We start from the raw sequence: 25,155 nt of genomic DNA, 5'->3' as shown, positions 1-25,155 counted from the left end.
ATGAGTAGCGTAGATATTCTGGTTCCTGACCTTCCTGAATCGGTTGCTGATGCGACGGTAGCGACCTGGCATAAAAAACCGGGCGACAGCGTCGAGCGTGACGAAGTTCTGGTGGAAATCGAAACCGATAAGGTGGTGCTGGAAGTGCCGGCCAGTGAAGCGGGCGTGCTTGACGCCATCGTGGAAGAAGAAGGCGCCACCGTGCTTTCTCGCCAGATCCTGGGCCGTATCCGTCCGGGCGCCAGCGGCGACAAACCGGCAGCAGAACCGGCTAAAGCGGCGGAAGCCGCTCCGGCAGCGCAGGCTGCTCCAGCCGCTGCGGCAGAAGAAAGCAATGATGCTCTCAGCCCGGCGATTCGCCGTCTGATTGCCGAGCACGACCTGGACGCCAGCGCCATCAAAGGCAGCGGCGTCGGCGGCCGTATCACGCGTGAAGACGTGGAAGCTCACCTGGCGAACGGCGGCAAGAAATCGGCTCCAGCCCCAGAAGCCGCGCCTCAGCCGGCGCTGAGCGCCCGTTCTGAGAAGCGCGTGCCGATGACTCGCCTGCGCAAGCGCGTAGCCGAGCGTCTGCTGGAAGCGAAAAACAGCACCGCCATGTTGACGACCTTCAACGAAATCAACATGCAGCCGATTATGGATCTGCGTAAGCAGTACGGTGAAGCGTTCGAAAAACGTCACGGCGTGCGTCTGGGCTTCATGTCCTTCTACATCAAGGCAGTGGTAGAAGCGCTGAAGCGTTACCCGGAAGTGAACGCGTCTATCGACGGCGATGATGTGGTTTACCACAACTACTTCGACGTCAGCATCGCGGTATCCACGCCTCGCGGCCTGGTGACCCCGGTTCTGCGCGACGTAGACACCATGTCGATGGCTGAGATCGAGAAAAAAATCAAAGAGCTGGCGGTCAAAGGCCGTGACGGCAAATTGAAAGTGGAAGAACTGACCGGCGGTAACTTCACCATCACCAACGGCGGCGTCTTCGGTTCTCTGATGTCTACGCCGATCATCAACCCACCGCAGAGCGCCATCCTGGGCATGCACGCCATCAAGGATCGTCCGATGGCGGTCAATGGCCAGGTTGTGATTCAGCCAATGATGTATCTGGCACTTTCTTATGACCACCGCCTGATCGACGGCAAAGAGTCCGTGGGTTACCTGGTGACGGTGAAAGAAATGCTGGAAGATCCGGCTCGTCTGCTGCTGGACGTGTAGTAACCCTTGCCTGGGCGCGGTACGCCGCGCCCACACTCTGTGCTATGTGGCCGTTCCGTCATGCTCGCCTTTGCGTCCGTGACCCGGCTAAAACTTCAGACTTGAATGGATAGAACATCATGAATTTACACGAATATCAGGCAAAACAGTTGTTTGCTCGGTATGGTATGCCGGCACCAACCGGTTATGCCTGTACTACACCGCGTGAAGCAGAAGAAGCCGCATCCAAAATCGGTGCCGGTCCGTGGGTAGTTAAATGTCAGGTTCATGCTGGCGGCCGCGGCAAAGCCGGCGGCGTTAAAGTGGTAAACAGCAAAGAAGATATCCGTGCTTTCGCTGAAGCCTGGCTGGGCAAGCGTCTGGTGACCTACCAGACTGACGCGCTGGGCCAGCCGGTTCACCAGATCCTGGTTGAAGCTGCTACCGATATCGACAAAGAGCTGTATCTGGGCGCGGTGGTTGACCGCGGAACCCGTCGCATCGTATTCATGGCGTCTACCGAAGGCGGCGTGGAAATCGAGAAAGTGGCGGAAGAGACCCCGGAACTGATCCACAAAACCACTATCGATCCGCTGGCGGGCCCGCAGCCTTACCAGGGCCGTGAGTTGGCGTTCAAACTGGGCCTGACCGGCAAACAGGTCAGCCAGTTCGCCAAAATCTTCATGGGTCTGGCGACCCTGTTCCTGGAGCGTGACCTGGCGATGGTTGAGATCAACCCGCTGGTGATCACCAAGCAGGGCGACCTGGTGTGCCTGGACGGCAAACTGGGCGCGGACGGCAACGCACTGTTCCGTCAGCCGGAACTGCGTGAAATGCGCGACCTGTCTCAGGAAGATGAGCGTGAATCACGTGCGGCGCAGTGGGAACTGAACTACGTGGCGCTGGATGGCAACATCGGCTGCATGGTTAACGGCGCAGGTCTGGCGATGGGCACCATGGACATCGTGAAACTGCACGGCGGCGAACCGGCCAACTTCCTGGACGTGGGCGGCGGCGCAACCAAAGAGCGCGTGACCGAAGCGTTTAAAATCATCCTGTCCGACGACAAGGTGAAAGCGGTTCTGGTGAACATTTTCGGTGGTATCGTGCGTTGCGACCTGATCGCCGACGGTATCATTGGCGCAGTGGCCGAAGTGGGCGTTAATGTCCCGGTGGTGGTGCGTCTGGAAGGTAACAATGCCGAACTGGGCGCCAAGAAACTGGCGGACAGCGGTCTGAATATCATTGCTGCGACCAGCCTGACTGATGCGGCTCAGCAAGTTGTTGCGGCAGTGGAGGGTAAATAATGTCCATTTTAATCGATAAAAACACCAAAGTAATCTGCCAGGGCTTCACCGGTAGCCAGGGGACCTTCCACTCCGAGCAGGCTATCGCTTACGGTACCAAAATGGTCGGCGGCGTAACTCCGGGCAAGGGCGGTACTCAGCATCTGGGCCTGCCGGTCTTCAACACCGTGCGTGAAGCGGTAGAAGCCACCGGCGCGACCGCGTCCGTTATCTACGTACCGGCGCCGTTCTGTAAAGATTCTATCCTGGAAGCCATTGATGCAGGCATCAAGCTGATCATCACCATCACCGAAGGTATCCCGACGCTGGATATGCTGACGGTGAAAGTGAAGCTGGACGAAGCCGGCGTGCGCATGATCGGGCCAAACTGCCCGGGCGTGATCACCCCAGGCGAATGCAAAATCGGCATCATGCCGGGCCATATTCACCTGCCAGGTAAAGTGGGTATCGTTTCCCGCTCCGGCACCCTGACCTATGAAGCGGTAAAACAGACTACCGATGCCGGTCTGGGCCAGTCTACCTGCGTGGGTATTGGCGGCGACCCGATTCCGGGCTCCAACTTTATCGACATCCTGAAAATGTTCCAGGAAGATCCGCAGACTGAAGCGATTGTGATGATCGGCGAGATCGGCGGCAGCGCGGAAGAAGAAGCGGCCGCGTATATCAAGGATCATGTGACCAAGCCTGTTGTGGGCTACATTGCCGGCGTTACCGCGCCGAAAGGCAAGCGCATGGGCCATGCCGGTGCGATCATCGCCGGTGGTAAAGGCACTGCGGATGAGAAATTTGCCGCGCTGGAAGCTGCCGGTGTGAAAACCGTACGCAGCCTGGCGGATATCGGCGATGCAGTGAAAGCGGTTCTGAAGCGCTAATCTGCCACCGTATTCTACTATCTCGACATGTTTGGCCGCCTTTTAGGCGGCCTTTTTTATTGCTCGACGGGTAAAAACCGCCGAATCTGCGATCAATGTCTCAATTTAGTCTATGATTAATTAACTAAAGCGCAATGGATAACGAAACTCACTGCTACACTTTTAATGGAAATAAAAGGTTAATATAAATCGCAATATAATAGCTAAAAATACAATAAGCCTCTTTGTGGGTTACATTTATTTAACACAAAAATATCAATAAAAAACAATTAAACCATTGCGTAACATACCCCCAAGAAAAATATGCGAAATCGTGTGATGAATCTGGAAATAAAGTTCAGATAGGCTTAAATTGTTCCAGATCAAATTAAAGCTGCATACTCATTTTGGCTAGCTTTTGACCTGTAGCCAAAATTCCAACCCGCGTCACGTAAAATCCTATTTATTGTGTGGGTTTGGGCGAGTATCATCATACTGTCATTATGAATCGTTGATCTTGTTGTATTTGTTCCCCATTGTCGGTTTTCAGCATGCGGTTGAAAGCGGAACCCTGGGATCGAAATTGTTGTTTTTTATGGCATTCACTGCGGGGCGTTATTGTTTGCTGCGTCATCGGGCGTAATAGCAATAGCCGCAATTCGGAGTCTTCCTGCGAGGAGCAAGGAGTCAAGATGTTTGATATTGTCGAACTGTCGCGCTTACAGTTTGCTTTAACGGCGATGTACCACTTCCTATTTGTCCCATTAACGCTTGGCATGGCGTTTCTGCTGGCAATTATGGAAACGGTATATGTGCTGTCTGGCAAACAAATCTATAAAGATATGACCAAATTCTGGGGTAAGTTATTTGCAATTAACTTTGCCCTGGGTGTGGCCACCGGCTTGACCATGGAGTTCCAGTTCGGGACCAACTGGTCATATTTCTCCCACTACGTCGGCGATATCTTCGGGGCCCCTCTGGCCATCGAGGGTCTGATGGCGTTCTTCCTTGAATCGACGCTGGTCGGTCTGTTCTTCTTCGGCTGGGATCGGCTGGGCAAGGTGCAGCACATGGCGGTCACCTGGTTCGTCGCCCTGGGCTCCAACCTGTCGGCGCTGTGGATCCTGGTCGCCAACGGCTGGATGCAGAACCCTATCGCTTCGGACTTCAACTTCGAAACCATGCGTATGGAGATGGTCAGCTTCTCGGAGCTGGTGCTGAACCCGGTCGCGCAGGTGAAGTTTGTTCACACCGTTGCCGCCGGTTACACCACCGGCGCCATGTTCGTGCTGGGCATCAGCGCTTACTATCTGCTGAAAGGTCGCGATGTGGCGTTCGCCAAACGCTCCTTCGCCATTGCCGCCAGTTTCGGCATGGCTGCAGTATTGTCCGTTATCGTGCTGGGTGATGAATCCGGTTATGAAATGGGCGACGTGCAGAAAACCAAGCTGGCCGCTATCGAAGCGGAGTGGGAAACGCAGCCTGCGCCGGCGGCCTTTACGCTGTTCGGCATCCCCAATCAGGACAAGCAGGAAAATGCCTTCTCCATTCAGATCCCGTATGCGCTGGGCCTGATTGCAACGCGCTCCGTCGATACCCAGGTCACCGGCCTGAAAGATCTGATGGCGCAGCATGAAGTGCGTATCCGCAATGGGATGAAAGCCTACCAGCTGCTGGAAGAGCTGCGCGCCGGCAATACCGACCCTAACATCCGCGCCGAATTTGACAAGACCAAGCAGGATCTGGGCTACGGTCTGCTGCTGAAGCGCTATACCCCGAACGTCTCCGACGCGACGGAAGCGCAGATCGCGCAGGCAACCAAAGACTCCATTCCACGCGTTGCGCCGCTGTACTTCGCTTTCCGCATCATGGTGGCTTGCGGCGTGCTGATGCTGGCTATTATCGGCCTGTCTTTCCTGAGCGTGGTGCGCGGTCGCATCGGCCAGAAAAAATGGCTGCTGCGTGCGGCGCTGTACGGTATTCCTCTGCCATGGATTGCGGTAGAAGCGGGCTGGTTTGTGGCGGAATACGGCCGTCAGCCGTGGGCCATCGGTGAGGTGCTGCCGACTGCAGTGGCGAACTCTTCCCTGACCGTCGGCGATCTGTTGTTCTCCATGGGGCTGATCTGCGGCTTGTACACTCTGTTCCTGGTGGCTGAAATGTACCTGATGTTCAAGTTTGCACGTCTGGGGCCAAGCAGCCTGAAAACCGGCCGCTACCACTTTGAACAACCGACTGCCTCCGTGCAGCAGGCGCGCTAAACAGGAGTCCACGTATGTTTGAGTATGAAGTACTGCGATTTATCTGGTGGGTGCTGGTTGGCGTACTGCTGATCGGTTTCGCCGTCACCGATGGCTTCGATATGGGCGTCGGCATCCTGGTGCGGCTGATCGGGAAAACCGATACCGAACGCCGCGTGATGATTAACTCTATCGCTCCGCACTGGGATGGTAACCAGGTGTGGCTGATCACCGCCGGCGGCGCGCTGTTTGCCGCCTGGCCGATGGTGTATGCCGCAGCGTTCTCCGGTTTCTACGTGGCGATGATCCTGGTGCTGGCGGCGTTGTTCTTCCGCCCGGTCGGTTTCGACTACCGCTCCAAACTGGAAAGTACGCGCTGGCGCAACATGTGGGACTGGGGCATCTTTGTGGGTTCCTTTGTGCCTGCGCTGGTGTTCGGCGTGGCATTCGGCAACCTGCTGCAGGGCGTGCCGTTCCACATCGATGAGTACCTGCGTCTGTTCTACACCGGCAACTTCTTCCAGCTGTTGAACCCGTTCGGTCTGTTGGCGGGCGTGGTCAGTCTGACAATGCTGATTGCTCAGGGTGCCACTTACCTGCAAATGCGCACCACCGGCGAAATCCATCTGCGCTCCCGCACGGCGGCACAGATCTCGGCGCTGGTGATGGCGGTATGCTTCCTGTTGGCGGGTATCTGGCTGGTGAAAGGCATCGACGGTTACGTGATTACCTCGGCTCTGAATACCGCTGCGGAGTCCAACCCGCTGCGTAAAGAAGTGGCGCATCAGGCTGGTGCATGGTTGATTAACTTCAACAACCATCCGCTGCTGTGGGCGCTGCCGGCGCTGGGCGTGATTCTGCCGCTGTTTACCATCCTGTTCTCGCGGATGGAAAAGGGCGCGCTGGCGTTTATCGCCTCATCGCTGACCATTGCCTGTGTGATTCTGACCGCCGGCGTGACCATGTTCCCGTTTGTGATGCCTTCCAGCACTAACCCGAGCATGAGTCTGACCATGTGGGATGCAACGTCCAGCCTGCTGACGCTGAAGGTGATGACCGTAGTGGCGATTATCTTCGTGCCTATCGTTCTGGCGTACACCAGTTGGTCGTACTACAAAATGTTTGGTCGCCTCGATAAGAACTTTATCGAAAACAACAAGCATTCGCTGTACTAAGGATAAGGAGCTAAATCATGTGGTATTTTGCCTGGATTCTCGGCACGCTTCTTGCCTGCGCTTTTGGCATTATTACGGCGCTGGCGCTTGAACAGAGCGAAAAAACGAAAGCACAGCAAGACGGTGAGTAATGAGTTCGTTAACCGATAAACTGTACGCCATCGCTGACAAGGGCCCGGTTCGGGTCCTTTCCCTGGTCTTGGCACTGGCGCTGGCCGGCTGCGTGTTCTGGGATCCGACGCGCTTCGCCGCGCGCACCAGTTCACTGGAGATTTGGCAAGGGCTGCTGCTGATTTGGGCGGTTTGCGCCGGCATGGTTCACGGCGTCGGTTTCCGGCCTCAGCGCATGCGCTGGCGGGCGTTTTTCGCGCCGCTGCCGGCGCTTATCATCCTGGCGGCAGGATTACTTTACGTTTCTTTATAAACTGCTGTCATTCCTTTGATTATGGGCCCCTGAGGCCCATAATTATTTTCGTTCCCTCCTTGCAACCCATTCCCAACCCGATCTCACTTGCGTATAGTAACAGCGTTAAATTGCCTTGCTGGGAAGTAGAGTGAGTAATACGTTATTTCGATGGCCGGTACGCGTTTACTACGAAGATACCGATGCCAGTGGCGTGGTTTATCATGCCCGCTATGTCGCTTTTTTTGAAAGAGCGCGCACCGAAATGCTGCGTCAACATGACTTTCATCAACAGCAGCTGCTCAGCGAACATGTCGCTTTTGTGGTCCGGCGTATGACGGTGGATTATCTGTTGCCGGCGCGGCTCGATGAGCAGCTGGAAGTGCAGAGTGAAATCACCCAGCTGCGCGGGGCCTCCCTTACGTTTGCCCAACGCATAGTCAATTCAGAAGGCATGCTGCTGAGTCAGGCCGATGTGTTGATTGCATGCATTGATCCACACCAAATGAAGCCGAGAGCGCTTCCTAAGTCTATTGTCGCGGAGTTTAAGCAGTGACTGACATGAACATCCTTGATCTATTCTTGAAGGCGAGCCTGCTGGTTAAGCTTATCATGTTGATTCTGATATGCTTTTCAGTGGCCTCTTGGGCAATCATCATCCAGCGCACCCGTATTCTGAATGCGGCGACGCGCGATGCCGAAGCCTTCGAAGACAAATTCTGGTCGGGCATCGAGCTTTCCCGCCTGTATCAGGAAAGCCAGGCGCGCCGTGACAGCCTGACCGGTTCGGAGCAGATCTTCTACTCCGGCTTTAAAGAATTCGCCCGTCTGCACCGTGCCAACAACCATGCGCCGGAAGCCGTGATTGACGGCGCGTCGCGTGCGATGCGCATTTCAATGAACCGCGAGCTGGAAACGCTGGAAACCCATATCCCGTTCCTCGGCACCGTCGGCTCCATCAGCCCGTATATCGGCCTGTTTGGCACCGTGTGGGGGATTATGCACGCCTTTATCGCGCTGGGCGCGGTGAAGCAGGCAACCTTGCAGATGGTTGCGCCGGGGATCGCCGAAGCGCTGATCGCCACCGCCATCGGTCTGTTTGCCGCCATCCCGGCCGTGATGGCGTACAACCGCCTTAACCAGCGCGTGAACAAGCTTGAGCAGAATTACGACAACTTTATGGAAGAGTTCACCGCCATTCTGCATCGTCAGGCCTTCTCCAGCGACAGCAAATAAGTAGGGGGTTGTATGGCGAGAGTACGTGGCCGTAACCGTCGGGAGCTGAAGTCGGAAATCAATATCGTTCCGCTGCTGGACGTGTTGCTGGTGCTGTTGCTGATCTTTATGGCGACGGCGCCGATCATCACGCAGAGCGTGGAGGTCGATCTGCCGGACGCCACCGATTCCAAAACGGTGTCCAGCGATGATAACCCGCCGGTGATCCTGGAAGTCTCGGGCGTCGGGCAATACACCATCGTGGCCGATCATGACCGCATGGAACTGTTGCCGCCGGAACAGGTGGCGGCAGAGGCTAAATCGCGGCTGGCCGCCAACCCGAAAACCGTCTTTTTGATCGGTGGGGCGAAGGACGTGCCGTACGATGAGATTATCAAAGCGCTGAATATTCTGCATCAGGCGGGCGTCGCTTCCGTTGGGTTGATGACCCAGCCAATTTGAGCATAGGGCGATGGATAATCCGGCTCCTGTCCTGCGGGGCAGGTGTCTTGTCCAGACGCCCGTTTTTGGGAATCTATTTTGGTAAAGGCAACTGAGCAAAACGATAAGCTGAACCGCGCCGTTATTGTTTCGGTCGTTCTGCACATTGTATTGATTGCCCTGTTGATTTGGGGATCGCTGCACGAAAATGCCGAAATGAGCGCCGGCGGCGGCGGCGATGGCGCCGTGGTCGGCGCCGTGATGGTTGATCCGGGTGCGGTGGTGGAACAGTACAACCGGCAGCAACAGCAGAGCAACGACGCCCAGCGTGCGGAGAAGCAGCGGCAGAAAAAGGCGGAGCAACAGGCCGAAGAGCTGCAGCAGAAGCAGGCTGAAGAGCAGCAGCGCCTGAAGGCGCTGGAACAGGAGCGTCTGACGGCGCAGGAAAAAGCGGCGGCAGAAAAAGCCGCACAGGCCGAGCAGAAAAAGGCGGCGGAAAGCGCGGCGGCGAAGGCCAGAGAGCAGCAGAAAGTGGCGGAGCAGGCCGCCGCCAAGGCGAAGGCCGAAGCGGACAAGATAGCCAAGGCGCAGGCGGACGCGAAGCAGAAAGCCGAAGCGGAAGCCAAGAAGCAGGCCGCTGCCGATGCTGCGGCGAAGAAAAAAGCGGAAGAGGCCAAGCGAGCGGCAGAAGCGAAAGCCGCAGCGGAAGCCGAGAAGAAAGCCGCCGCCGAAGCACAGAAAAAAGCTGCGGCCGAGAAAGCCGCCGCCGCCAAGAAAGCGGCGGAAGCCAAGAAGAAAGCCGCAGCGGAAGCCGCCAAGCAGTCGTCTGAGGTTGAAGACCTGTTCGGTGGCCTGGCGGACGGCAAGAACGCGCCGAAGAGCAGCGGCAAGCAGCAGGGCGAAGGCAAGGCTGCCGGTAAAGGCAACGCCAAAACCGCCGGCGCCAGCGGCGCGGATATCAGCGGTTATATGGGGCAGATTCAGGCGGCGATCCAGAGCAAGTTCTATGACGCCAGCTCCTACGTTGGCAAGACCTGCGATCTGCGTATCAAGCTGGCGCCCGATGGCCTGCTGATCAGCGTACAGTCTGCTGGCGGCGACCCTGCGCTGTGCCAGGCGGCGGTCGCAGCGGCACGTCAGGCGCGGATTCCTAAACCGCCGAGCGACGCCGTTTACCAGCACTTTAAGAATTCGACCCTTGAATTCAAGCCGCAATAACGGTGGAGTACGTGCGTAATCTTGCAAGGATGTACTAAGGTAACCAACAGGGATCATGTAGTTTTGTTTGCGTTGGTTTGTTAAAATTCTGCTAATTTATCGCAGGCATTCCGCCTGGATAAGGGAGATGAGATGAAGCAGGCATTTCGAGTAGCGCTAGGTTTTTTGATTCTGTGGGCCTCCGTGTTGCACGCGGAAGTTCGCATTGAAATCACCCAAGGGGTCGACTCCGCGCGGCCTATTGGCGTGGTGCCGTTTAAGTGGGCAGGTCCGGGCACGCCGCCGGAAGATATTGGCAAGGTTGTTGCGGCGGATTTACGCAACAGCGGCAAATTCAACCCGATCGACACTGCGCGCATGCCGCAGCAGCCGACCACCGCGTCTGAAGTGACGCCGGCGGCCTGGACTGCGCTGGGTATTGACGCCGTGGTGGTGGGCCAGGTTCAGCCAGGGGCGGACGGCAGCTATCTGATTTCTTATCAGCTGGTGGATACCTCCGGCGCGCCAGGCACCGTATTGGCGCAAAACCAGTACAAAGTGACCAAGCAGTGGCTGCGTTATTCCGCGCATACCGCCAGCGACGAAGTGTTTGAGAAGCTGACCGGCATCAAGGGCGCCTTCCGTACGCGCATCGCCTACGTGGTGCAGACCAACGGCGGGAAATTCCCGTATGAGCTGCGCGTGTCCGACTATGACGGCTACAACCAGTTCGTGGTGCACCGTTCGCCAGAGCCGCTGATGTCGCCAAGCTGGTCGCCGGACGGCAGCAAGCTGGCGTATGTCACCTTTGAAAGCGGTCGTTCCGCACTGGTGGTGCAGACGCTGTCTAACGGCGCAGTGCGTCAGATTGCTTCTTATCCACGCCACAACGGCGCGCCGGCCTTCTCGCCGGATGGCAGCAAGCTGGCGTTTGCCCTGTCGAAAAGCGGCAGCCTGAATCTGTACGTGATGGATCTGAATTCCGGGCAGATGACCCAACTGACCAACGGCCGCAGCAACAATACTGAACCGGCCTGGTTCCCGGACGGTCAGTCGCTGGCGTTTACCTCCGACCAGGGCGGTCGTCCGCAGATCTATAAAATGAGCGCCAGCGGCGGTGCCGCGCAGCGTCTGACGTGGGAAGGCGCTCAGAATCAGGACTCTGAAGTCAGTGCAGACGGTAAATTCCTGGTGATGGTGACCACCAATAACGGTGTGCAGCACATCGCCAAACAAGATCTCGGATCGGGAGCCGTTCAAGTATTGACGGACACGTTCCTGGATGAAACGCCAAGTATCGCGCCAAACGGCACTATGGTGATCTATAGCTCCACGCAAGGTATGGGCTCTGTATTGCAGCTGGTATCGACCGATGGGCGTTTCAAAGCGCGTCTTCCGGCCACTGATGGACAGGTAAAATCGCCTGCCTGGTCGCCGTATCTGTGATGCATGTGTAAATATGTATGGCAAACTATAAAAGGATCAAAGAAATGCAACTGAACAAAGTGCTGAAAGGGCTTCTGCTGGCACTGCCAGTTCTGGCTGTAGCAGCTTGTAGTTCTAACAAAAGCGCCGATAACGATCAGTCTGGTATGGGCGCGAACGGCACTACCGGTATGGAAAGCGGCAGCAGCAACCTGTCTTCCGAAGAGCAAGCGCGTCTGCAGATGCAAGAACTGCAGAAAAACAACATCGTTTACTTCGGTCTGGACAAGTATGACATCTCTTCTGAGTTCGCTCAGATGCTGGATGCGCACGCGACTTTCCTGCGTAACAACCCATCTTACAAAGTGACCGTAGAAGGTCACGCGGATGAGCGTGGTACGCCGGAATACAACATCGCCTTGGGCGAGCGTCGTGCTAACGCCGTGAAAATGTACCTGCAAGGTAAAGGCGTTTCCGCTGACCAGATCTCTATCGTTTCTTACGGTAAAGAGAAACCAGCCGTACTGGGTCACGACCAAGCGGCCTACGCTAAAAACCGTCGTGCCGTTCTGGTTTACTAAGAGAATCGCATGAACAGTAACTTCAGACGTCATCTGTTGGGTCTGTCGTTGCTGGTTGGCGTAGCGGCCCCCTGGGCCGCTACTGCCCAAGCGCCAATCAGTAATGTCGGCTCCGGCTCGGTCGAAGACCGTGTCACCACGCTTGAGCGTATCGCCAATGCTCAGAGCCAGCTCTTGAACCAACTCCAGCAGCAAGCCTCCGATAACCAGCGTGATATCGACTCGCTCCGTGGTCAAATCCAGGAGAGTCAATATCAGCTCAATCAGGTCGTAGAACGCCAAAAGCAAATCTATGAACAAATAGACAGCCTTGGGCAAGGCGGCGGCCAGAGCGCTTCTGCACCGGCAGCATCCGCTGCGGCAGGCGCGGGTAGCGCTGCGGCTTCTTCTGCAGCGCCTGCCGGTAAGGGCGATGAAAACAGCGATTACAACGCCGCTGTTTCGCTGGCGCTGGAGAAAAAGCAGTACGATCAGGCTATCCCAGCCTTTCAGAGCTTCGTAAAGCAGTATCCCAAGTCGACTTACCAGCCGAACGCCAACTACTGGCTGGGGCAGTTGTTTTACAACAAGGGTAAGAAAGACGATGCGGCCTACTATTTTGCGGTGGTGGTGAAAAATTACCCGAAATCGCCAAAGGCCTCTGACGCGATGTACAAGGTCGGTATCATCATGCAGGAAAAAGGGCAGGCTGATAAAGCCAAAGCCGTGTTCCAGCAGGTGGTTAAACAGTACCCGAACAGCAGCGCAGCCAAACAGGCGCAAAAGCGTATTGCTGGCTAATTTGGCAGAAAATAAGCCCAGAAGTTGGTCGATACGACCGATTTTTGGGCTTGATCGCATGAAGAACCAGCAGTTGAACCTGATGCGTAAAAATTTAGGTTGCGCTGCTGAGATAAAACAGTAATATATGCCGCCGTTGCCCAGACATCTCGCAAGATGTTAAAGCAGCAGGGAAATTGGGTCGTTAGCTCAGTTGGTAGAGCAGTTGACTTTTAATCAATTGGTCGCAGGTTCGAATCCTGCACGACCCACCAATTTCTAAAGAATTGGTAGTAAAGTGGAATCGGACAGGATGAGAACCGTAAGGTTCGAGTCTCGCGGTAGCGAGACAACATCACGCAGTGATGGCCCGAAGGGCGAGGCGCAAGCCGAGTAATCCTGCACGACCCACCAATTTCCAGAAGTAGTGCAGTAACCACTTTAGTGGGTGATTAGCTCAGTTGGTAGAGCATCTCCTTTACACGGAGGGGGTCGGCGGTTCGAGCCCGTCATCACCCACCACTGCGGGTCGTTAGCTCAGTTGGTAGAGCAGTTGACTTTTAATCAATTGGTCGCAGGTTCGAATCCTGCACGACCCACCATTCTTAACGAATGGGTAAGCAGTAAAATGGGAATCACGCTTTATAGCGTTCAGCAGTACACCACGTCAGTGGGTCGTTAGCTCAGTTGGTAGAGCAGTTGACTTTTAATCAATTGGTCGCAGGTTCGAATCCTGCACGACCCACCATTCTTAAAGAATGGGCAAGCAGTAAACCGGCATCACATCTCAGGCCGTTCAGCAGTACACCACATCAGTGGGTCGTTAGCTCAGTTGGTAGAGCAGTTGACTTTTAATCAATTGGTCGCAGGTTCGAATCCTGCACGACCCACCATTTCTAGAAAGTATTCCCAATCTTAAATATCTCAGCAATGTCATCGCATAGTGCACGAGTCGTGTAGGTGAGACAAAAGCGTTTACGCTTTTGAACAGCGCTTGCGCTGGCCCGAAGGGCGAGTCTCGAAGAGACGAGTCACCTGCGTTCAGGTTCGACAAAATCGCCGGGAGTGATTTTGAACAGCGCTTGCGCTGGCCCGTAGGGTGAGTCTCATGGATGAGACGAGTAATAAGCGAAGCGAGACGACAACGCGCAGCGTTGCCCGCAGGCCATCAATTCAACACACCCCACTATTTCTAAAATTTATGTCGTGCATCTCTTTCTTATTATCTGTCGCTTCATTCACGTAATTTCCCATATGGCAATAAAAACAACCTAGCTAACAAATATAATTTAATCTCGTTGATGGTTTATTTATATTTCCGCTTCAGATAAGTAATTTCCATTTGGTGATTATTTAAAAATGCATAAAATAATAAAAATCGCACTCACTTATTAACAAAAAGAAACAAAGCAAAAGGCGGGAAGTGCTTCATTCATTACTACGCTTTAATGGTCGCCGAAAATTCTATTGCGTGACACGCCTTATTTTACTTCCGATCTTATTGCTGCAGCGCCTGGTATTCTGCAGGCGTTCGCCATTGCTTTGGAGAAAGATGATATGTTATCGCGTCGTGATATCTTGAAAGCCTCCGCCGTTAGCGCGGCCGCCGCCGGTATGATCGGCGGCATGGTGAAGTCCGCCGTTGCCGATGATCACCGCAATATTGTGCCGCCCAGCAGCTACCAGCCGCCCGCCGATGCGCGGGGCGTGTATAAATACAAATTCACCGACAGTAAAAAGCGCAGCCTGCCCAGCGGCTGGGCGCGGGAAGCCACCGTTGAACAGTTCCCGATTTCTGAAGGCGTAGCCGGGGTTGATATGACGCTGGAGCCTGGCGGCGTACGCGAGCTGCACTGGCACGCTATCGCCGCTGAATGGGCCTTTATGCTGGAGGGACGGGCGCGCATTACCATTATCGATCCAGAAGGAAAATGTGAGGTGGCGGATTTTGGCCCCGGTGATGTGTGGTATTTTCCGAAGGGCTACGGCCATTCCATTCAGGCGCTGGCTGAGGGCGCGCATTTTATTCTGGCTTTCGATAATGGTCACTTCTCCGAATTCGGCACGTTCAGTATTACCGACTGGGTGGCGCATATGCCGAAAGAAATATTAGAAAAAAGCGTTAATATACCGGCATCAATATTCTCCAAGGCCAAACAGGGCGAGGCTTATATTGTCGGCGGAGCGGTACCGCCGGCGTTGCCGTTAGCTAAAAATGACGGAGGCCTGAATAATTCGCCGTTAACGCACCGTTATCAATTAATGAAACAGAAACCATTCTTTGAAAATGACGCCGGCAGCGTGCATTTGGTGTCGTCAAAAGAATTTCCTATTTCCACCACCATGACCGGCATTATCGAGATCGTCAAACCCGGTGCAGTACGCGAACTGCATTGGCACCCGAACGCCAATGAATGGCAATATTATATTTCCGGCAAGGGGCGTATGACGGTATTCAGTTCGCACGGTCATGTCCAAACCGAGGAGTACGTGCCTTCCGACGTCGGCTATGTGCCGCAAGGGTTCGGTCATTACATTGAAAATCTCGGCGACGGCGATCTGAAGGTGCTGATAGTGCTGGATAACGGCATCTATCAGGACATCTCTCTGTCCGACTGGCTGGCGAAAACTCCGGCCTACCTGCTGGCGGACAACTTCAATAATCAGGTTGAGGACTGGCAGGCGCGGCCGAAGGACAAGTTGGTGATGTCGCGCCGCAGAAAGTAACGGCAGCAAGAAAAGCGGCAAGCGCCGGTGACAGCTGGCGTTTTCCGTTCCCCGCTCATATTCATTGACCCTCAAAGTTTCAACGGTTAAACAAAAATCGTCTATAGACGAAAATTAGAGCGACTTTTGTCTTTTGTTTGGGTATTTTGTTTAGTATATAAAACATTGGGGCAGGACAACCGCAGGCGGCGGTTGCAACAGGTTCTCCAGACTAGCACAGAGATGACAGTGATGAGTGAAATGTTTGACGCCAATGCGGCAATCTACCCGTTCCCAGCCAAACCGATACCGCTCGACCAGGCGGAAAAAGCCTTCTACCGTGAGAAAATCAAAACGCTGTTGAAGCAGCGCGATGCGGTGATGGTGGCTCACTATTACACCGACCCGGAAATTCAGGCGCTGGCGGAAGAAACCGGCGGCTGCGTTGCCGATTCGCTGGAGATGGCGCGTTTCGGCAGCAACCACCCGGCCTCAACTTTACTGGTGGCGGGGGTGCGCTTTATGGGGGAAACGGCGAAAATTCTCAGCCCGGAAAAGCGGGTGCTGATGCCGACGCTGCATGCTGAATGTTCACTCGACCTCGGCTGCCCGGAGGCGGAGTTCAACGCCTTTTGCGATAGTCATCCGGATCGCACCGTGGTGGTCTACGCTAATACATCAGCGGCGGTAAAAGCGCGTGCCGACTGGGTTGTCACCTCCAGCATTGCCGTTGAGCTGATTGAACATCTCGACAGCCTCGGGGAGAAAATTATCTGGGCGCCGGATCGCCATTTGGGCAACTATGTGCAAAAACAGACCGGGGCCGACGTCCTGTGCTGGCAGGGCGCCTGCATCGTCCATGATGAGTTTAAAACCCAGGCGCTGATGCGCATGAAGGCGCTCTATCCCGAGGCGGCGATCCTGGTGCATCCGGAATCGCCGCAGGCGGTGGTTGATTTGGCCGACGCGGTCGGCTCCACCAGCCAGCTGATTCAGGCGGCGCAGAATTTACCGCAGCGGCAACTGATCGTCGCCACCGACCGCGGCATCTTTTATAAGATGCAGCAGGCATGCCCGGACAAAGAGCTGTTTGAGGCGCCGACCGCCGGTGAAGGGGCGACCTGCCGCAGCTGCGCGCACTGTCCGTGGATGGCGATGAACGGCCTGAAGGCGATTGCCGACGGGTTGGAGCAGGGTGGGGCGCAGCACGAAATTTTTGTCGACGGCGCGCTGCGGCAAAAAGCGCTGCTGCCGCTGAACCGCATGCTGGATTTTGCCGCCACGCTGAAGATGCAGGTAAAAGGAAACGCCTAAGTTAACCCGATAAAAAGGAAGGCCCGATGAATTTTTTTAGTACCAGCAACATCATGGTGCATATCCCGCTGGGGGCGGGTGGCTATGACCTGTCCTGGATTGAGGCGATAGGCACGCTGTTCGGTTTGTTGTGCATCTGGTACGCCAGCCAGGAAAAAATCATCAACTATCTGTTTGGTCTGATCAACGTGACGCTGTTTGCGGTGATCTTCTTCCAGATTCAGCTGTACGCCAGCCTGCTGCTGCAGCTGTTTTTCTTCGGCGCCAATATCTATGGCTGGTATGCCTGGAGCCGGCAGACGGCGGATCGCCAGGCCGAGCTACAGATTCGCTGGATGCCGCTGCCGAAGGCGTTAGGCTGGGGAGCGGCGTGTGTGGCGGGCATTCTGCTGATGACCTTTAACATCGACCGCGTCTTCGCCTGGCTGACGCAGGCGGCGGTGACGGTGATGCAGGCGCTGGGGCTGCCGGTGGAGCCGCCGACGCTGCAGCCGGACGCTTTCCCGTTCTGGGATTCGACGATGATGGTGCTGTCGATCGTGGCGATGATTCTGATGACGCGCAAGTATGTGGAAAACTGGCTGCTCTGGGTGGTGATTGACGTGATCAGCGTGGCGATTTTTGCCTACCAGGGCGTGTATGCCATGGCGCTGGAGTATGTCATCCTGACTCTGATCGCACTGAACGGTTCCTGGCTGTGGATCCGCAGCGCGGCCGACCGAGGGTCACGGCCGCTTTCCTCCCACTCTTGATCTTATCGCTCCCGCGCCGGCCGGTGCAGGAGCGCCCTCGTCAGTGGTGATGACCCAGGTGCGAGTGTGAATGTGTGTGCTCACTCGCTTCCGGCGCCCGGTTGATGCCGCAGTCCGGCGTATCGCAGTGTTGGTATTCCATTTGGATGGTCACGTGACCAATCTGATAATGCTTAAGCAGATAAGCTTCAATGCGGCGCAGCAGGCCATCGTGGTCGTGAGGCGGAATCACCTGAGCATGCAGCGTCATTAGTTTTTGTTCGCCGATCTGCCAGACGTGAACATGATGAATATTACGCACCTCGGCGATATTCAGACACAAATCCTTCTGCAGTTTGACGATATCGACCTCCTGTGGCGTACCTTCAAGCAGCTCGTGGAAGCTCTCCTTCAGCAGGCGCCAGGCGCTGCGCACCACCAGACAGGACACCAGCACCGATAAAATGGGGTCAATCGGCGTCCAGCCGGTAGTGAGGATCACAATGGCCGCGGCGATGGCGCCGACCGAGCCGAGCAGATCCCCCAGTACATGCAGCGCCGCAGCGCGCACGTTAATATTTTTCTCTTCATTGCCACGGTGCAGCAGCCAGAAAGCGAACAGATTCGCCAGCAGGCCGGCGACGGCGATAATCAGCATCGGCGTGCCCATAACCGGCTGCGGTTCGAAGAAACGCCGGATGGCCTCCCACAGAATAAAGATAACGATCGCCAGCAGCGCCGCCGCGTTAAGAAACGCCGCCAGCGTGGTCAGCCGCAGGTAGCCGAAGGTGTGGCGGGCGTTGGGTTTACGTTGTGAAAAGTGCACCGCCATCAGCGCCACCAGCAGTGCGGCGGCGTCGGTCAGCATGTGCCCCGCATCGGCCAGCAGCGCCAGCGAGCCGGAAAGCAGGCCGCCGATGGCTTCGGCCACCATAAACCCGGCGGTGACTAAAAAAGCGGTTAGCAGGCGTTTACTATTGCTGTTTTTCGGCAGATGAACGTGTGGGGTTTCTGACATCTTATGTCCTTATTTAACGTGATACTCAATCATTCATCGTCGGCGCGGCGTCGTCCAGCAGCGTTAACAGCTGCGCCACGGCGGCGTCGATCTCAGTATAGGCCTCTGCGGCGAATTCTCCGCGCCTGGCGGCGTCGATCGCCTGCTGGCAGCGCTGCGCCGGTATGCCGAGCTGCAGCATCAGCAGGCTGCCCTTAATACGGTGCGCCGCCTGGCCCAGCGCCTGCCAATCCTGCCGTTGCGCCGCCGCCTGCAGTCGTTGGCGATCGGCCTGCAGGGTAGTGCGCAGCGTGGATGCCAGCCGCTGTTGCATGGCTACATTATCGCCGCCGAGTGCCGTTAGCGGGTTTTTTAGGTCAGTAAGGGCTAACTGGGGCTGGGTAAACCGGCTGTTTTCGGCTAAAACCTGTTCAATCGCCGCCAGGGAAATCGGCTTGGTGAGAAAATGGTCAATATGCACCTGCCCGGCGGGAATGCGGGTAAACTCCTGCACGTCGGCGGAACACAGCACGATGCGGCAGGCAGGCAACCCACGACGCCGTTCATCGCGGCGGATCAGGCGCGCTAGCGTCAGGCCGTCCGGGCGCGGCATATTGTAGTCGATAAACAACAGTTCGAAGGGCCGTTGGCGGTGGGCCTGCAACAGCGGGTAACCGTGTTCAAACAGTGTCGGCTGCAGAGCGAAATGGCGCAGCTGACGTTCCATCAGCAACAGATTGGTCGGATGGTCGTCAATCAGCGCGACCCGCAGCGACGGTGAAAAACGTCGCGCCGGCGCGGCGTCCTGCGGCGGCGTGATGGCCTGCGCCGTGGCGGCCGGCAGCGTCACATCAACCTGTGTACCCACGCCTGGCTGCGAGCGCAGGACAATCGCGCCGCCCATCTGCTCGACAATCTCTTTACAGATCGACAATCCCAGCCCGGTGCCCTGCACCGAAATACGCTGTGCGCCGCGCGCCCGGTAAAAGGGTTGGAACAGCTTGTCCAGCTCATCGGCGGCGATGCCGCAGCCGCTGTCGGCGACGCTCAGGTGCAGTGTGCCGTCTTGCCAGGCCAGACTCACCTCAACGTAGCCGCGCGTAGTGAACTTAATGGCGTTATTTATCAGGTTGTTGGCGATCTGAAGTAAACGCTCACCATCGATAGTGACGGCGTCGGGCAAGCTCTCATCGAGACGGACGCGGAAGGTCAGCGCCTTGTTGCCGAGCAGCGGCCGGTACAGCGCCTGCAGATGTTCTCCCCACGGGCGCAGCGCCAGCGGCTTGGGCGCCAGGGTGAGCGAGCCGCTTTCCAGCTTGGCGTAGTCCTGCAGATCGTTCAGCAGATTCAGCAGTGAGGCGGCGGAGCTGTAAATCACCGGCAGTCCTGCCGGTGCCGGCGTTTTTTTCAGCTCCAGTTCCAGCAGGCCGAGGATGGCGTGCATCGGCGTGCGCAGTTCATGGCTGACCGTCGCCAGAAATTTACTCTTCCTGCGGTTTTCCGCTTCGGCCTGACGGCGCGCCTGTTCTAGCCGGCGGTGCTCGCGCTGCTCACGGCGCTGCTGCCGGTAGCGGCGCACGATCCACAGCAACAGCAGCAGAATAATGATCGCCAGCAGCGTCAGCAGCCAGGTGGTCTGCGGCGGCATGCGGTTATCGTTCACCGCGTCGATCAGGCTGCTGCGGTCGACAATCCAGGTCTCACGCAGCGACCGCAGCGTCTCCGCCGGGATCTGCATCAGGTTCTTATCCAGAATGCCGAGCAGCAGGGGCCGATCGGGACGTACGCCGAAGGCGATAGGATAGGCGATATTATTGGCGGGAAAGGCCAGCCGGATGGCGCCGGAATAGCGCGACAGCGCCAGGAAGTTGGCGGAAATGACATTGTCCACCAGCGCGTCCACCCGGCCGTTCGCCAGCGCGTCATACAGGCTTTTGGCGTCGCTGAACGCGATTGCCTGATTGCCGGCAGGGATCAGACTGCGCCCGAGGTCGCCCTGCACAAAGCCGATGCGCTTGCCCTGCAGCGCGGCCCAGCCGGCGATATTTTCGGCGTAGCGACCGACGTAGACGCCCCATAACGCGCGATGGACCGGCATACTGGCGCTGTAATGGGCTTTGGCGTCACCGGTGAGCGGCAGCACTGCGCGCATCAGCGCCTGGCCGCTGTTGACCAACGCGTCGGCCTGCTCGGCGTTGCGTGCCCAGACCGGGGTGAACTGCAGGCCGCTGTTTTGACCGATGGTATTAAGAATATCGACCAGATAGCCGCGCGGCTGGTTATCGGCGTCGCGATAGACAAAGGGGAAGTTATTCTCAACGGCGGCATAGGGCACGCTGCGGTGCGCGGCGACCCAGTTTTTCTCCATCGGCGTCAGATCGGCGTTGCCGGTATCCAGATAGCTGGGGATTTTTTTACTCCAGCGGCTCTGCAGGCTGTTCATCAACTCCATCGGCGTATCGGCGATGGCGTTATTCAATGAATCAATGAGCCTGGCGTCGTTCGCGGCGAAGACAAATGACAGGCTGCCCAGGTTGATGGCGCTTTCCACCTGGTAAAGTTGCCCTAATTGCAGCTGATCGATAATAAAACTGGCGCTGGCGTCATCGGCAATAAAGTAATCATCGCTGCCGTTAAGCAGGGCGTAGACCGCCTGAAAATTATTGTCATAGCGCTGTACCTGAGAGGTGACGCCCTGCAGCGCCGTGCCGGCCTGCATATCGGTCAGGGCGCCGATGGCGACGCGCGCGGTTGCCGAGTTGAGCATCACCGGCCGGTTATTATTGCGATCGCGCAGCACCCGCAGGTTGCTGACGTAATAGGGGTGCGACAGCTGCAGCGGGCCGGATATGGCCTGCCGGGGTATGCCGTACAGCAGGTCGATCTCTCCGCGCTGCAGCGCCTGCTGTAGCCGGGCGAGGTTGGCAAAGCCGAGAACCTCAAAGCGGATGCCGGTCACCTGCTGAATGTAGTCGAGGTAGTCGGCGTTCAGCCCATACAGATCATCATCCACGATGATGTTATAAGGGCTGGTGTTTTCGCTGATAATGCCTACGCGCAGCATCTTACCGCGCCAGGGGTTTTTCTCCCGCGCCAGCAGCATGTCATTAGGCAGCGACAGATTGCTGACCAGATGATAGCGGGGCGGCTGCGCGGCCAGCGCCGAGGCGCACAGCGCCAACAGGCTGAACAGCAGAATCAGGCGTTTCACGGCGCCAGCTCTTTAAACACTGCCGCCAGCTCCAGCAGATTTGCCGCACCGGTTTTGCGCAGAATATTTTTCTTGTGGGTGCTGACGGTTTTATTGCTGATATTCAGCATCTCGGCAATCTGCAGGTTTGATAGTCCCTTGCTCAGCAGGGCGAGCACCTGCAATTCTTTGGCGGTTAACGACGGGCTGGAACCGTTCTCTTCCTGCTCGTCGCCGAGCGACGGCGGGAAAACGCGTTCCCCCTGCATCACCTGTTCAATACAGTGCACCAGCTGTTCCAGCGATGCGCCCTTATGGACAAAACCGTTGGCGCCGGACTGGTAGGCCAGACGCGCATACAGCGCTTCCTCCTGCGCGGTATAGATGATGATACGCTGTTGCGGGTAGTGGCGGCGGATCTTCTTCAACAGCTGCAGGCCGTCAACCTGCGGCAGGCCGATATCCAGAATCAGCACGTCGCAGCGCTGCCGGCTGAGCCAGGCGAGCGCCTGGCTATCGTCCGGCTGCGCCGTCAGGACGTAGGGATGGCCGGATTTTATCAGCGCCGCTTCCAGTGCGACATGAACCAACGGGTGATCGTCAACCAGTAACAGGGAAAGCATCGTCATGTTCGTCTATTGTCCAGCAGGGGCCTGGGAGTAGCATAGCGAAAAAGGAGGTCCTGCGCCGCCGTTATCTGACAGCACAATCTGCTGCCAAATCGGTGGTTAAAAGTCAGCAGGGCAAAGTGATTTACAGCGCCTGCCGCACAGGCTAGATTGGTTGGATCCGCGCATTGCGATATACCCCTTCTTGATACCGAATGGAAAAGTTATGAATTACCAAAACGACGATTTACGCATCAAAGATATTAAGGAACTTTTACCCCCTGTCGCGTTGCTGGAGAAGTTTCCGGCCACGGAACAGGCGGCAGAGACGGTGTCGCTGGCGCGCAATGCGATTCACAACATTCTTAAAGGCAGCGACGACCGCCTGCTGGTGGTGATCGGCCCTTGCTCCATTCACGACACGCGCGCCGCGAAAGAGTACGCGCAGCGTCTGCTGCAGCTGCGCCAGGAGCTGAACGGCGAACTGGAAGTGGTGATGCGGGTTTATTTTGAGAAACCGCGCACCACCGTGGGCTGGAAAGGGCTGATCAACGATCCGCTGATGGACAACAGCTTCCAGATCAACGAAGGCCTGCGTCTGGCACGTAAGCTGCTGCTGGATATCAACGACAGCGGTCTGCCGGCGGCGGGCGAGTATCTGGACATGATTACGCCGCAGTATCTGGCGGATTTGATGAGCTGGGGCGCGATTGGCGCGCGCACCACCGAATCGCAGGTGCACCGTGAACTGGCTTCCGGTCTCTCCTGCCCGGTGGGCTTCAAAAACGGCACCGACGGCACCATTAAGGTGGCGATCGACGCCATTAACGCCGCCGGCGCCGCGCACTGCTTCCTGTCTGTCACCAAGTGGGGCCATTCGGCGATCGTCAACACCGGCGGCAACGGCGACTGCCATATTATTCTGCGCGGCGGCAAAGAGCCGAACTACAGCGCGGAACACGTTAAAGCGGTGAAAGAGGGGCTGAGCAAGGCCGGTCTGCCGGCCAATGTGATGATCGACTTCAGCCATGCCAACAGCAGCAAGCAGTTCAAGAAGCAGCTGGACGTCAGCGCCGACGTTTGCCAACAAATTAGCGGCGGTGAAAAGGCGATTATCGGCGTGATGATCGAGAGCCATCTGGTGGAAGGCAACCAGAGCCTGGAAAGCGGTGAACCGCTGGTGTACGGCAAGAGCGTCACCGATGGCTGCATCGGCTGGGAAGATACCGAAACCGTGCTGCGCGATCTGGCGGCGGCGGTGAAGGCGCGCCGCGCCCGCTAAACCCGCAGGCTGACGGATAAAAAAAGCCCCCGGCGCAAACCGGGGGCTTTTTTACGTCAGGGCGGCAATTACTTCGCTTTGCCCTGGTTGGCTACCGCCGCGGCTTTAGCGGCGATTTCGTCCGCGTTGCCCAGGTAGTAGTGTTTGATTGGCTTCATGTTCTCGTCGAACTCATACACCAACGGCACGCCGGTCGGGATGTTCAGTTCGAGGATCTCATCTTCGCTCATGTTATCCAGGTATTTCACCAGCGCGCGCAGGGAGTTGCCGTGGGCAGCGATGATCACGCGCTCACCGCTCTCGATGCGCGGCAGGATCTCTTCGTTCCAGTAAGGGATAACGCGGTCAATGGTCAGCGCCAGGCTTTCGGTCAGCGGCAGCTCTTGCTCGCTCAGGGACGCGTAACGCGGGTCGTGGCCAGGGTAGCGCTCGTCATCTTTGGTCAGCTCCGGCGGCGTTACCGCGAAGCCGCGACGCCACTGTTTTACCTGCTCGTCGCCGTATTTCTCTGCGGTTTCCGCTTTGTTCAGGCCCTGCAGCGCACCGTAGTGACGTTCGTTCAGTTTCCAGGATTTTTCGGTCGGCAGCCAGGCCTGATCCAGCTCATCCAGGATGTTCCACAGGGTGTGGATCGCGCGCTTCAGTACGGAGGTGTAAGCGAAGTCGAAATTGAAACCTTCATCTTTCAACAGTTTGCCTGCTGCTTTCGCTTCGGTGCGGCCTTTATCGGACAGGTCAACATCGTACCAACCGGTGAAGCGGTTTTCGTTGTTCCACTGGCTTTCGCCGTGACGCACCAGAACCAGCTTAGTTACAGCCATAGCTTAACTCCTTAATAATCTGACATTTCAATGATAACGAAAATCATTATATTGCCGCGGCCGGTGGCTCGGCAATCGATAGTGCTTAACCATAGCCAATTTATTGCCGTTAAGTAAGATCTGAAAGGATGAAAAAGCTGAATCGTTCAAGCGGGGCGGGGAGTGCGGCGCGCACGGGAAAAATGCGGCGCGCCGTGGGAAAAGCCGACAATCAGGCGGCTTTTTTCAGACAGCTGCTCATAAAGGTTTTACGCGCGTCGCCCTTCAGGCTTTGCTTGGCGGCGTCGGCATTACAGCCTTTCATTTTCTGCTGTTGCGGCGTCAGCGCCTTGCCGGCAGCCTGATGGCCTTCGGCTTTCAGGCAGGTGCTCATGAAGGTGGTACGATCGGCGCCCTTCAGCGATTTGGAAGAAGCCTGTTGATTACAGTCGGTCATACGTTTTTGTTGGGCGGCCTGCGCAGGAGACGGGGCTTTTTTGGCCGGGGCTTCTGCAGCCATCAGGTTGGCGCTCAGCAGCAAACCTGCCAGTAACGGAAGTGCAGTAATCAGTCGCATAGGTGTTCCTTCAGCTATTAACCGGCCGGAATGGCCGAAAATTGTGACGCGGCACAGGACGTTGTGCTTATCACGGTAGGCTGATTTTAGTGCGCGTACGGGTATAAAGGAAGGAACAGGGCGGCAGGAAAAGGGTAAGCATTTATAACAAAACGTCCCGCG

General features: G+C 56.6%; 23 protein-coding genes, 5 tRNA genes and 1 other RNA gene. 24 read left to right on the top strand and 5 right to left on the bottom strand.

The window, feature by feature from the left end; translation table 11 throughout:
* From odhB to pnuC, 23 genes are all read left to right on the top strand, one after another.
* Nucleotides 1-1,215 carry a 2-oxoglutarate dehydrogenase complex dihydrolipoyllysine-residue succinyltransferase gene (gene odhB / locus FO014_RS03980; RefSeq protein WP_160027917.1) on the top strand — a complete coding sequence of 405 codons (1,215 nt, stop codon included), beginning with the start codon at nucleotides 1-3 and terminating at the stop codon, nucleotides 1,213-1,215.
* Nucleotides 1,216-1,334: 119 nt separating this feature from the next.
* A complete protein-coding gene (gene sucC / locus FO014_RS03975; protein WP_105230158.1) occupies nucleotides 1,335-2,501 on the top strand; it encodes an ADP-forming succinate--CoA ligase subunit beta in 1,167 nt (388 codons plus the stop codon).
* Entirely contained in the window at nucleotides 2,501-3,373 is an 873-nt protein-coding gene (gene sucD, locus FO014_RS03970) for a succinate--CoA ligase subunit alpha (RefSeq protein ID WP_105230159.1), read from the top strand. Before sucC ends, sucD begins: the two co-directional genes overlap by 1 nt.
* Nucleotides 3,374-4,044: 671 nt before the next feature.
* Nucleotides 4,045-5,613, top strand: coding sequence for a cytochrome ubiquinol oxidase subunit I (gene cydA, locus FO014_RS03965; RefSeq protein ID WP_105230160.1), 1,569 nt, complete (start codon nucleotides 4,045-4,047; stop codon nucleotides 5,611-5,613).
* Between the two features lie 14 nt (nucleotides 5,614-5,627).
* Nucleotides 5,628-6,767 carry a cytochrome d ubiquinol oxidase subunit II gene (gene cydB / locus FO014_RS03960; protein WP_160027915.1) on the top strand — a complete coding sequence of 380 codons (1,140 nt, stop codon included), beginning with the start codon at nucleotides 5,628-5,630 and terminating at the stop codon, nucleotides 6,765-6,767.
* A 17-nt stretch (nucleotides 6,768-6,784) separates the two neighbouring features.
* Entirely contained in the window at nucleotides 6,785-6,898 is a 114-nt protein-coding gene (cydX, locus tag FO014_RS03955) for a cytochrome bd-I oxidase subunit CydX (RefSeq protein ID WP_105230162.1), read from the top strand.
* Nucleotides 6,898-7,191 (top strand): cyd operon protein YbgE, encoded by a 294-nt coding sequence (ybgE, locus tag FO014_RS03950; protein ID WP_160027913.1) that lies wholly within the window; start codon nucleotides 6,898-6,900, stop codon nucleotides 7,189-7,191. Before cydX ends, ybgE begins: the two co-directional genes overlap by 1 nt.
* A gap of 130 nt (nucleotides 7,192-7,321) precedes the next feature.
* On the top strand, nucleotides 7,322-7,726 hold the full coding sequence (gene ybgC / locus FO014_RS03945; protein WP_160027911.1) for a tol-pal system-associated acyl-CoA thioesterase: 405 nt from the start codon (nucleotides 7,322-7,324) through the stop codon (nucleotides 7,724-7,726).
* Nucleotides 7,723-8,406, top strand: coding sequence for a Tol-Pal system protein TolQ (gene tolQ / locus FO014_RS03940; RefSeq protein ID WP_160027909.1), 684 nt, complete (start codon nucleotides 7,723-7,725; stop codon nucleotides 8,404-8,406). Before ybgC ends, tolQ begins: the two co-directional genes overlap by 4 nt.
* A gap of 12 nt (nucleotides 8,407-8,418) precedes the next feature.
* A complete protein-coding gene (gene tolR, locus FO014_RS03935) occupies nucleotides 8,419-8,847 on the top strand; it encodes a colicin uptake protein TolR (RefSeq protein ID WP_015671366.1) in 429 nt (142 codons plus the stop codon).
* Nucleotides 8,848-8,925: 78 nt separating this feature from the next.
* Nucleotides 8,926-10,044 carry a cell envelope integrity protein TolA gene (gene tolA / locus FO014_RS03930; RefSeq protein ID WP_160027907.1) on the top strand — a complete coding sequence of 373 codons (1,119 nt, stop codon included), beginning with the start codon at nucleotides 8,926-8,928 and terminating at the stop codon, nucleotides 10,042-10,044.
* 132 nt (nucleotides 10,045-10,176) lie between these two features.
* Nucleotides 10,177-11,469: a Tol-Pal system beta propeller repeat protein TolB gene (gene tolB, locus FO014_RS03925; RefSeq protein ID WP_015671368.1), complete on the top strand. Its 1,293-nt coding sequence runs from the start codon at nucleotides 10,177-10,179 to the stop codon at nucleotides 11,467-11,469.
* Nucleotides 11,470-11,513: 44 nt separating this feature from the next.
* Nucleotides 11,514-12,029: a peptidoglycan-associated lipoprotein Pal gene (gene pal / locus FO014_RS03920; RefSeq protein WP_105230165.1), complete on the top strand. Its 516-nt coding sequence runs from the start codon at nucleotides 11,514-11,516 to the stop codon at nucleotides 12,027-12,029.
* A 9-nt stretch (nucleotides 12,030-12,038) separates the two neighbouring features.
* Nucleotides 12,039-12,809, top strand: coding sequence for a cell division protein CpoB (gene cpoB, locus FO014_RS03915; RefSeq protein WP_160027905.1), 771 nt, complete (start codon nucleotides 12,039-12,041; stop codon nucleotides 12,807-12,809).
* Between the two features lie 178 nt (nucleotides 12,810-12,987).
* Nucleotides 12,988-13,063, top strand: a tRNA-Lys gene (locus FO014_RS03910).
* A 17-nt stretch (nucleotides 13,064-13,080) separates the two neighbouring features.
* A non-coding RNA gene (locus tag FO014_RS03905) (RtT sRNA) lies at nucleotides 13,081-13,202 on the top strand.
* Between the two features lie 32 nt (nucleotides 13,203-13,234).
* Nucleotides 13,235-13,310: transfer RNA gene (locus tag FO014_RS03900), tRNA-Val, on the top strand.
* Between the two features lie 4 nt (nucleotides 13,311-13,314).
* Nucleotides 13,315-13,390 (top strand) — tRNA-Lys (locus tag FO014_RS03895).
* A gap of 70 nt (nucleotides 13,391-13,460) precedes the next feature.
* Nucleotides 13,461-13,536, top strand: a tRNA-Lys gene (locus FO014_RS03890).
* Between the two features lie 69 nt (nucleotides 13,537-13,605).
* A tRNA-Lys gene (locus FO014_RS03885) sits at nucleotides 13,606-13,681 on the top strand.
* Nucleotides 13,682-14,345: 664 nt separating this feature from the next.
* Nucleotides 14,346-15,515: a cupin domain-containing protein gene (locus tag FO014_RS03880; protein ID WP_160027903.1), complete on the top strand. Its 1,170-nt coding sequence runs from the start codon at nucleotides 14,346-14,348 to the stop codon at nucleotides 15,513-15,515.
* A gap of 231 nt (nucleotides 15,516-15,746) precedes the next feature.
* A complete protein-coding gene (gene nadA, locus FO014_RS03875) occupies nucleotides 15,747-16,808 on the top strand; it encodes a quinolinate synthase NadA (protein ID WP_160027901.1) in 1,062 nt (353 codons plus the stop codon).
* 26 nt (nucleotides 16,809-16,834) lie between these two features.
* Entirely contained in the window at nucleotides 16,835-17,560 is a 726-nt protein-coding gene (gene pnuC, locus FO014_RS03870; protein ID WP_160027899.1) for a nicotinamide riboside transporter PnuC, read from the top strand.
* Between the two features lie 40 nt (nucleotides 17,561-17,600).
* Here the strand turns inward: pnuC and zitB are convergent, their stop codons facing one another.
* Genes zitB through FO014_RS03855 form a run of 3 tightly spaced genes read right to left on the bottom strand, consistent with a single transcriptional unit; the run spans nucleotide 17,601 to nucleotide 22,349 of the window.
* Nucleotides 17,601-18,557, bottom strand: a complete 957-nt coding sequence (gene zitB / locus FO014_RS03865) for a CDF family zinc transporter ZitB (protein ID WP_105230169.1) — start codon at nucleotides 18,555-18,557, stop codon at nucleotides 17,601-17,603.
* A gap of 25 nt (nucleotides 18,558-18,582) precedes the next feature.
* Nucleotides 18,583-21,747 (bottom strand): ATP-binding protein, encoded by a 3,165-nt coding sequence (locus FO014_RS03860; RefSeq protein ID WP_160027897.1) that lies wholly within the window; start codon nucleotides 21,745-21,747, stop codon nucleotides 18,583-18,585.
* On the bottom strand, nucleotides 21,744-22,349 hold the full coding sequence (locus FO014_RS03855; protein ID WP_160031347.1) for a response regulator: 606 nt from the start codon (nucleotides 22,347-22,349) through the stop codon (nucleotides 21,744-21,746). Before FO014_RS03855 ends, FO014_RS03860 begins: the two co-directional genes overlap by 4 nt.
* Before the next feature lie 211 nt (nucleotides 22,350-22,560).
* Here FO014_RS03855 and aroG point away from each other — a divergent pair, with 211 nt between their 5' ends.
* A complete protein-coding gene (aroG, locus tag FO014_RS03850) occupies nucleotides 22,561-23,616 on the top strand; it encodes a 3-deoxy-7-phosphoheptulonate synthase AroG (protein ID WP_105230171.1) in 1,056 nt (351 codons plus the stop codon).
* Nucleotides 23,617-23,684: 68 nt separating this feature from the next.
* Here aroG and gpmA read toward each other — a convergent pair whose 3' ends face one another.
* Nucleotides 23,685-24,437 (bottom strand): 2,3-diphosphoglycerate-dependent phosphoglycerate mutase, encoded by a 753-nt coding sequence (gene gpmA, locus FO014_RS03845; protein ID WP_160027895.1) that lies wholly within the window; start codon nucleotides 24,435-24,437, stop codon nucleotides 23,685-23,687.
* A 211-nt stretch (nucleotides 24,438-24,648) separates the two neighbouring features.
* Nucleotides 24,649-24,993 (bottom strand): PsiF family protein, encoded by a 345-nt coding sequence (locus tag FO014_RS03840; RefSeq protein WP_105230172.1) that lies wholly within the window; start codon nucleotides 24,991-24,993, stop codon nucleotides 24,649-24,651.
* Nucleotides 24,994-25,155: the final 162 nt, after the last annotated feature.

Origin of the sequence: Serratia rhizosphaerae, assembly GCF_009817885.1 — a bacterium.
Lineage (GTDB): Bacteria > Pseudomonadota > Gammaproteobacteria > Enterobacterales > Enterobacteriaceae > Serratia_B > Serratia_B rhizosphaerae.
The sequence above is the reverse complement of the archived record's forward strand: the minus strand, read 5'-3'. Positions and strand labels throughout refer to the sequence as shown.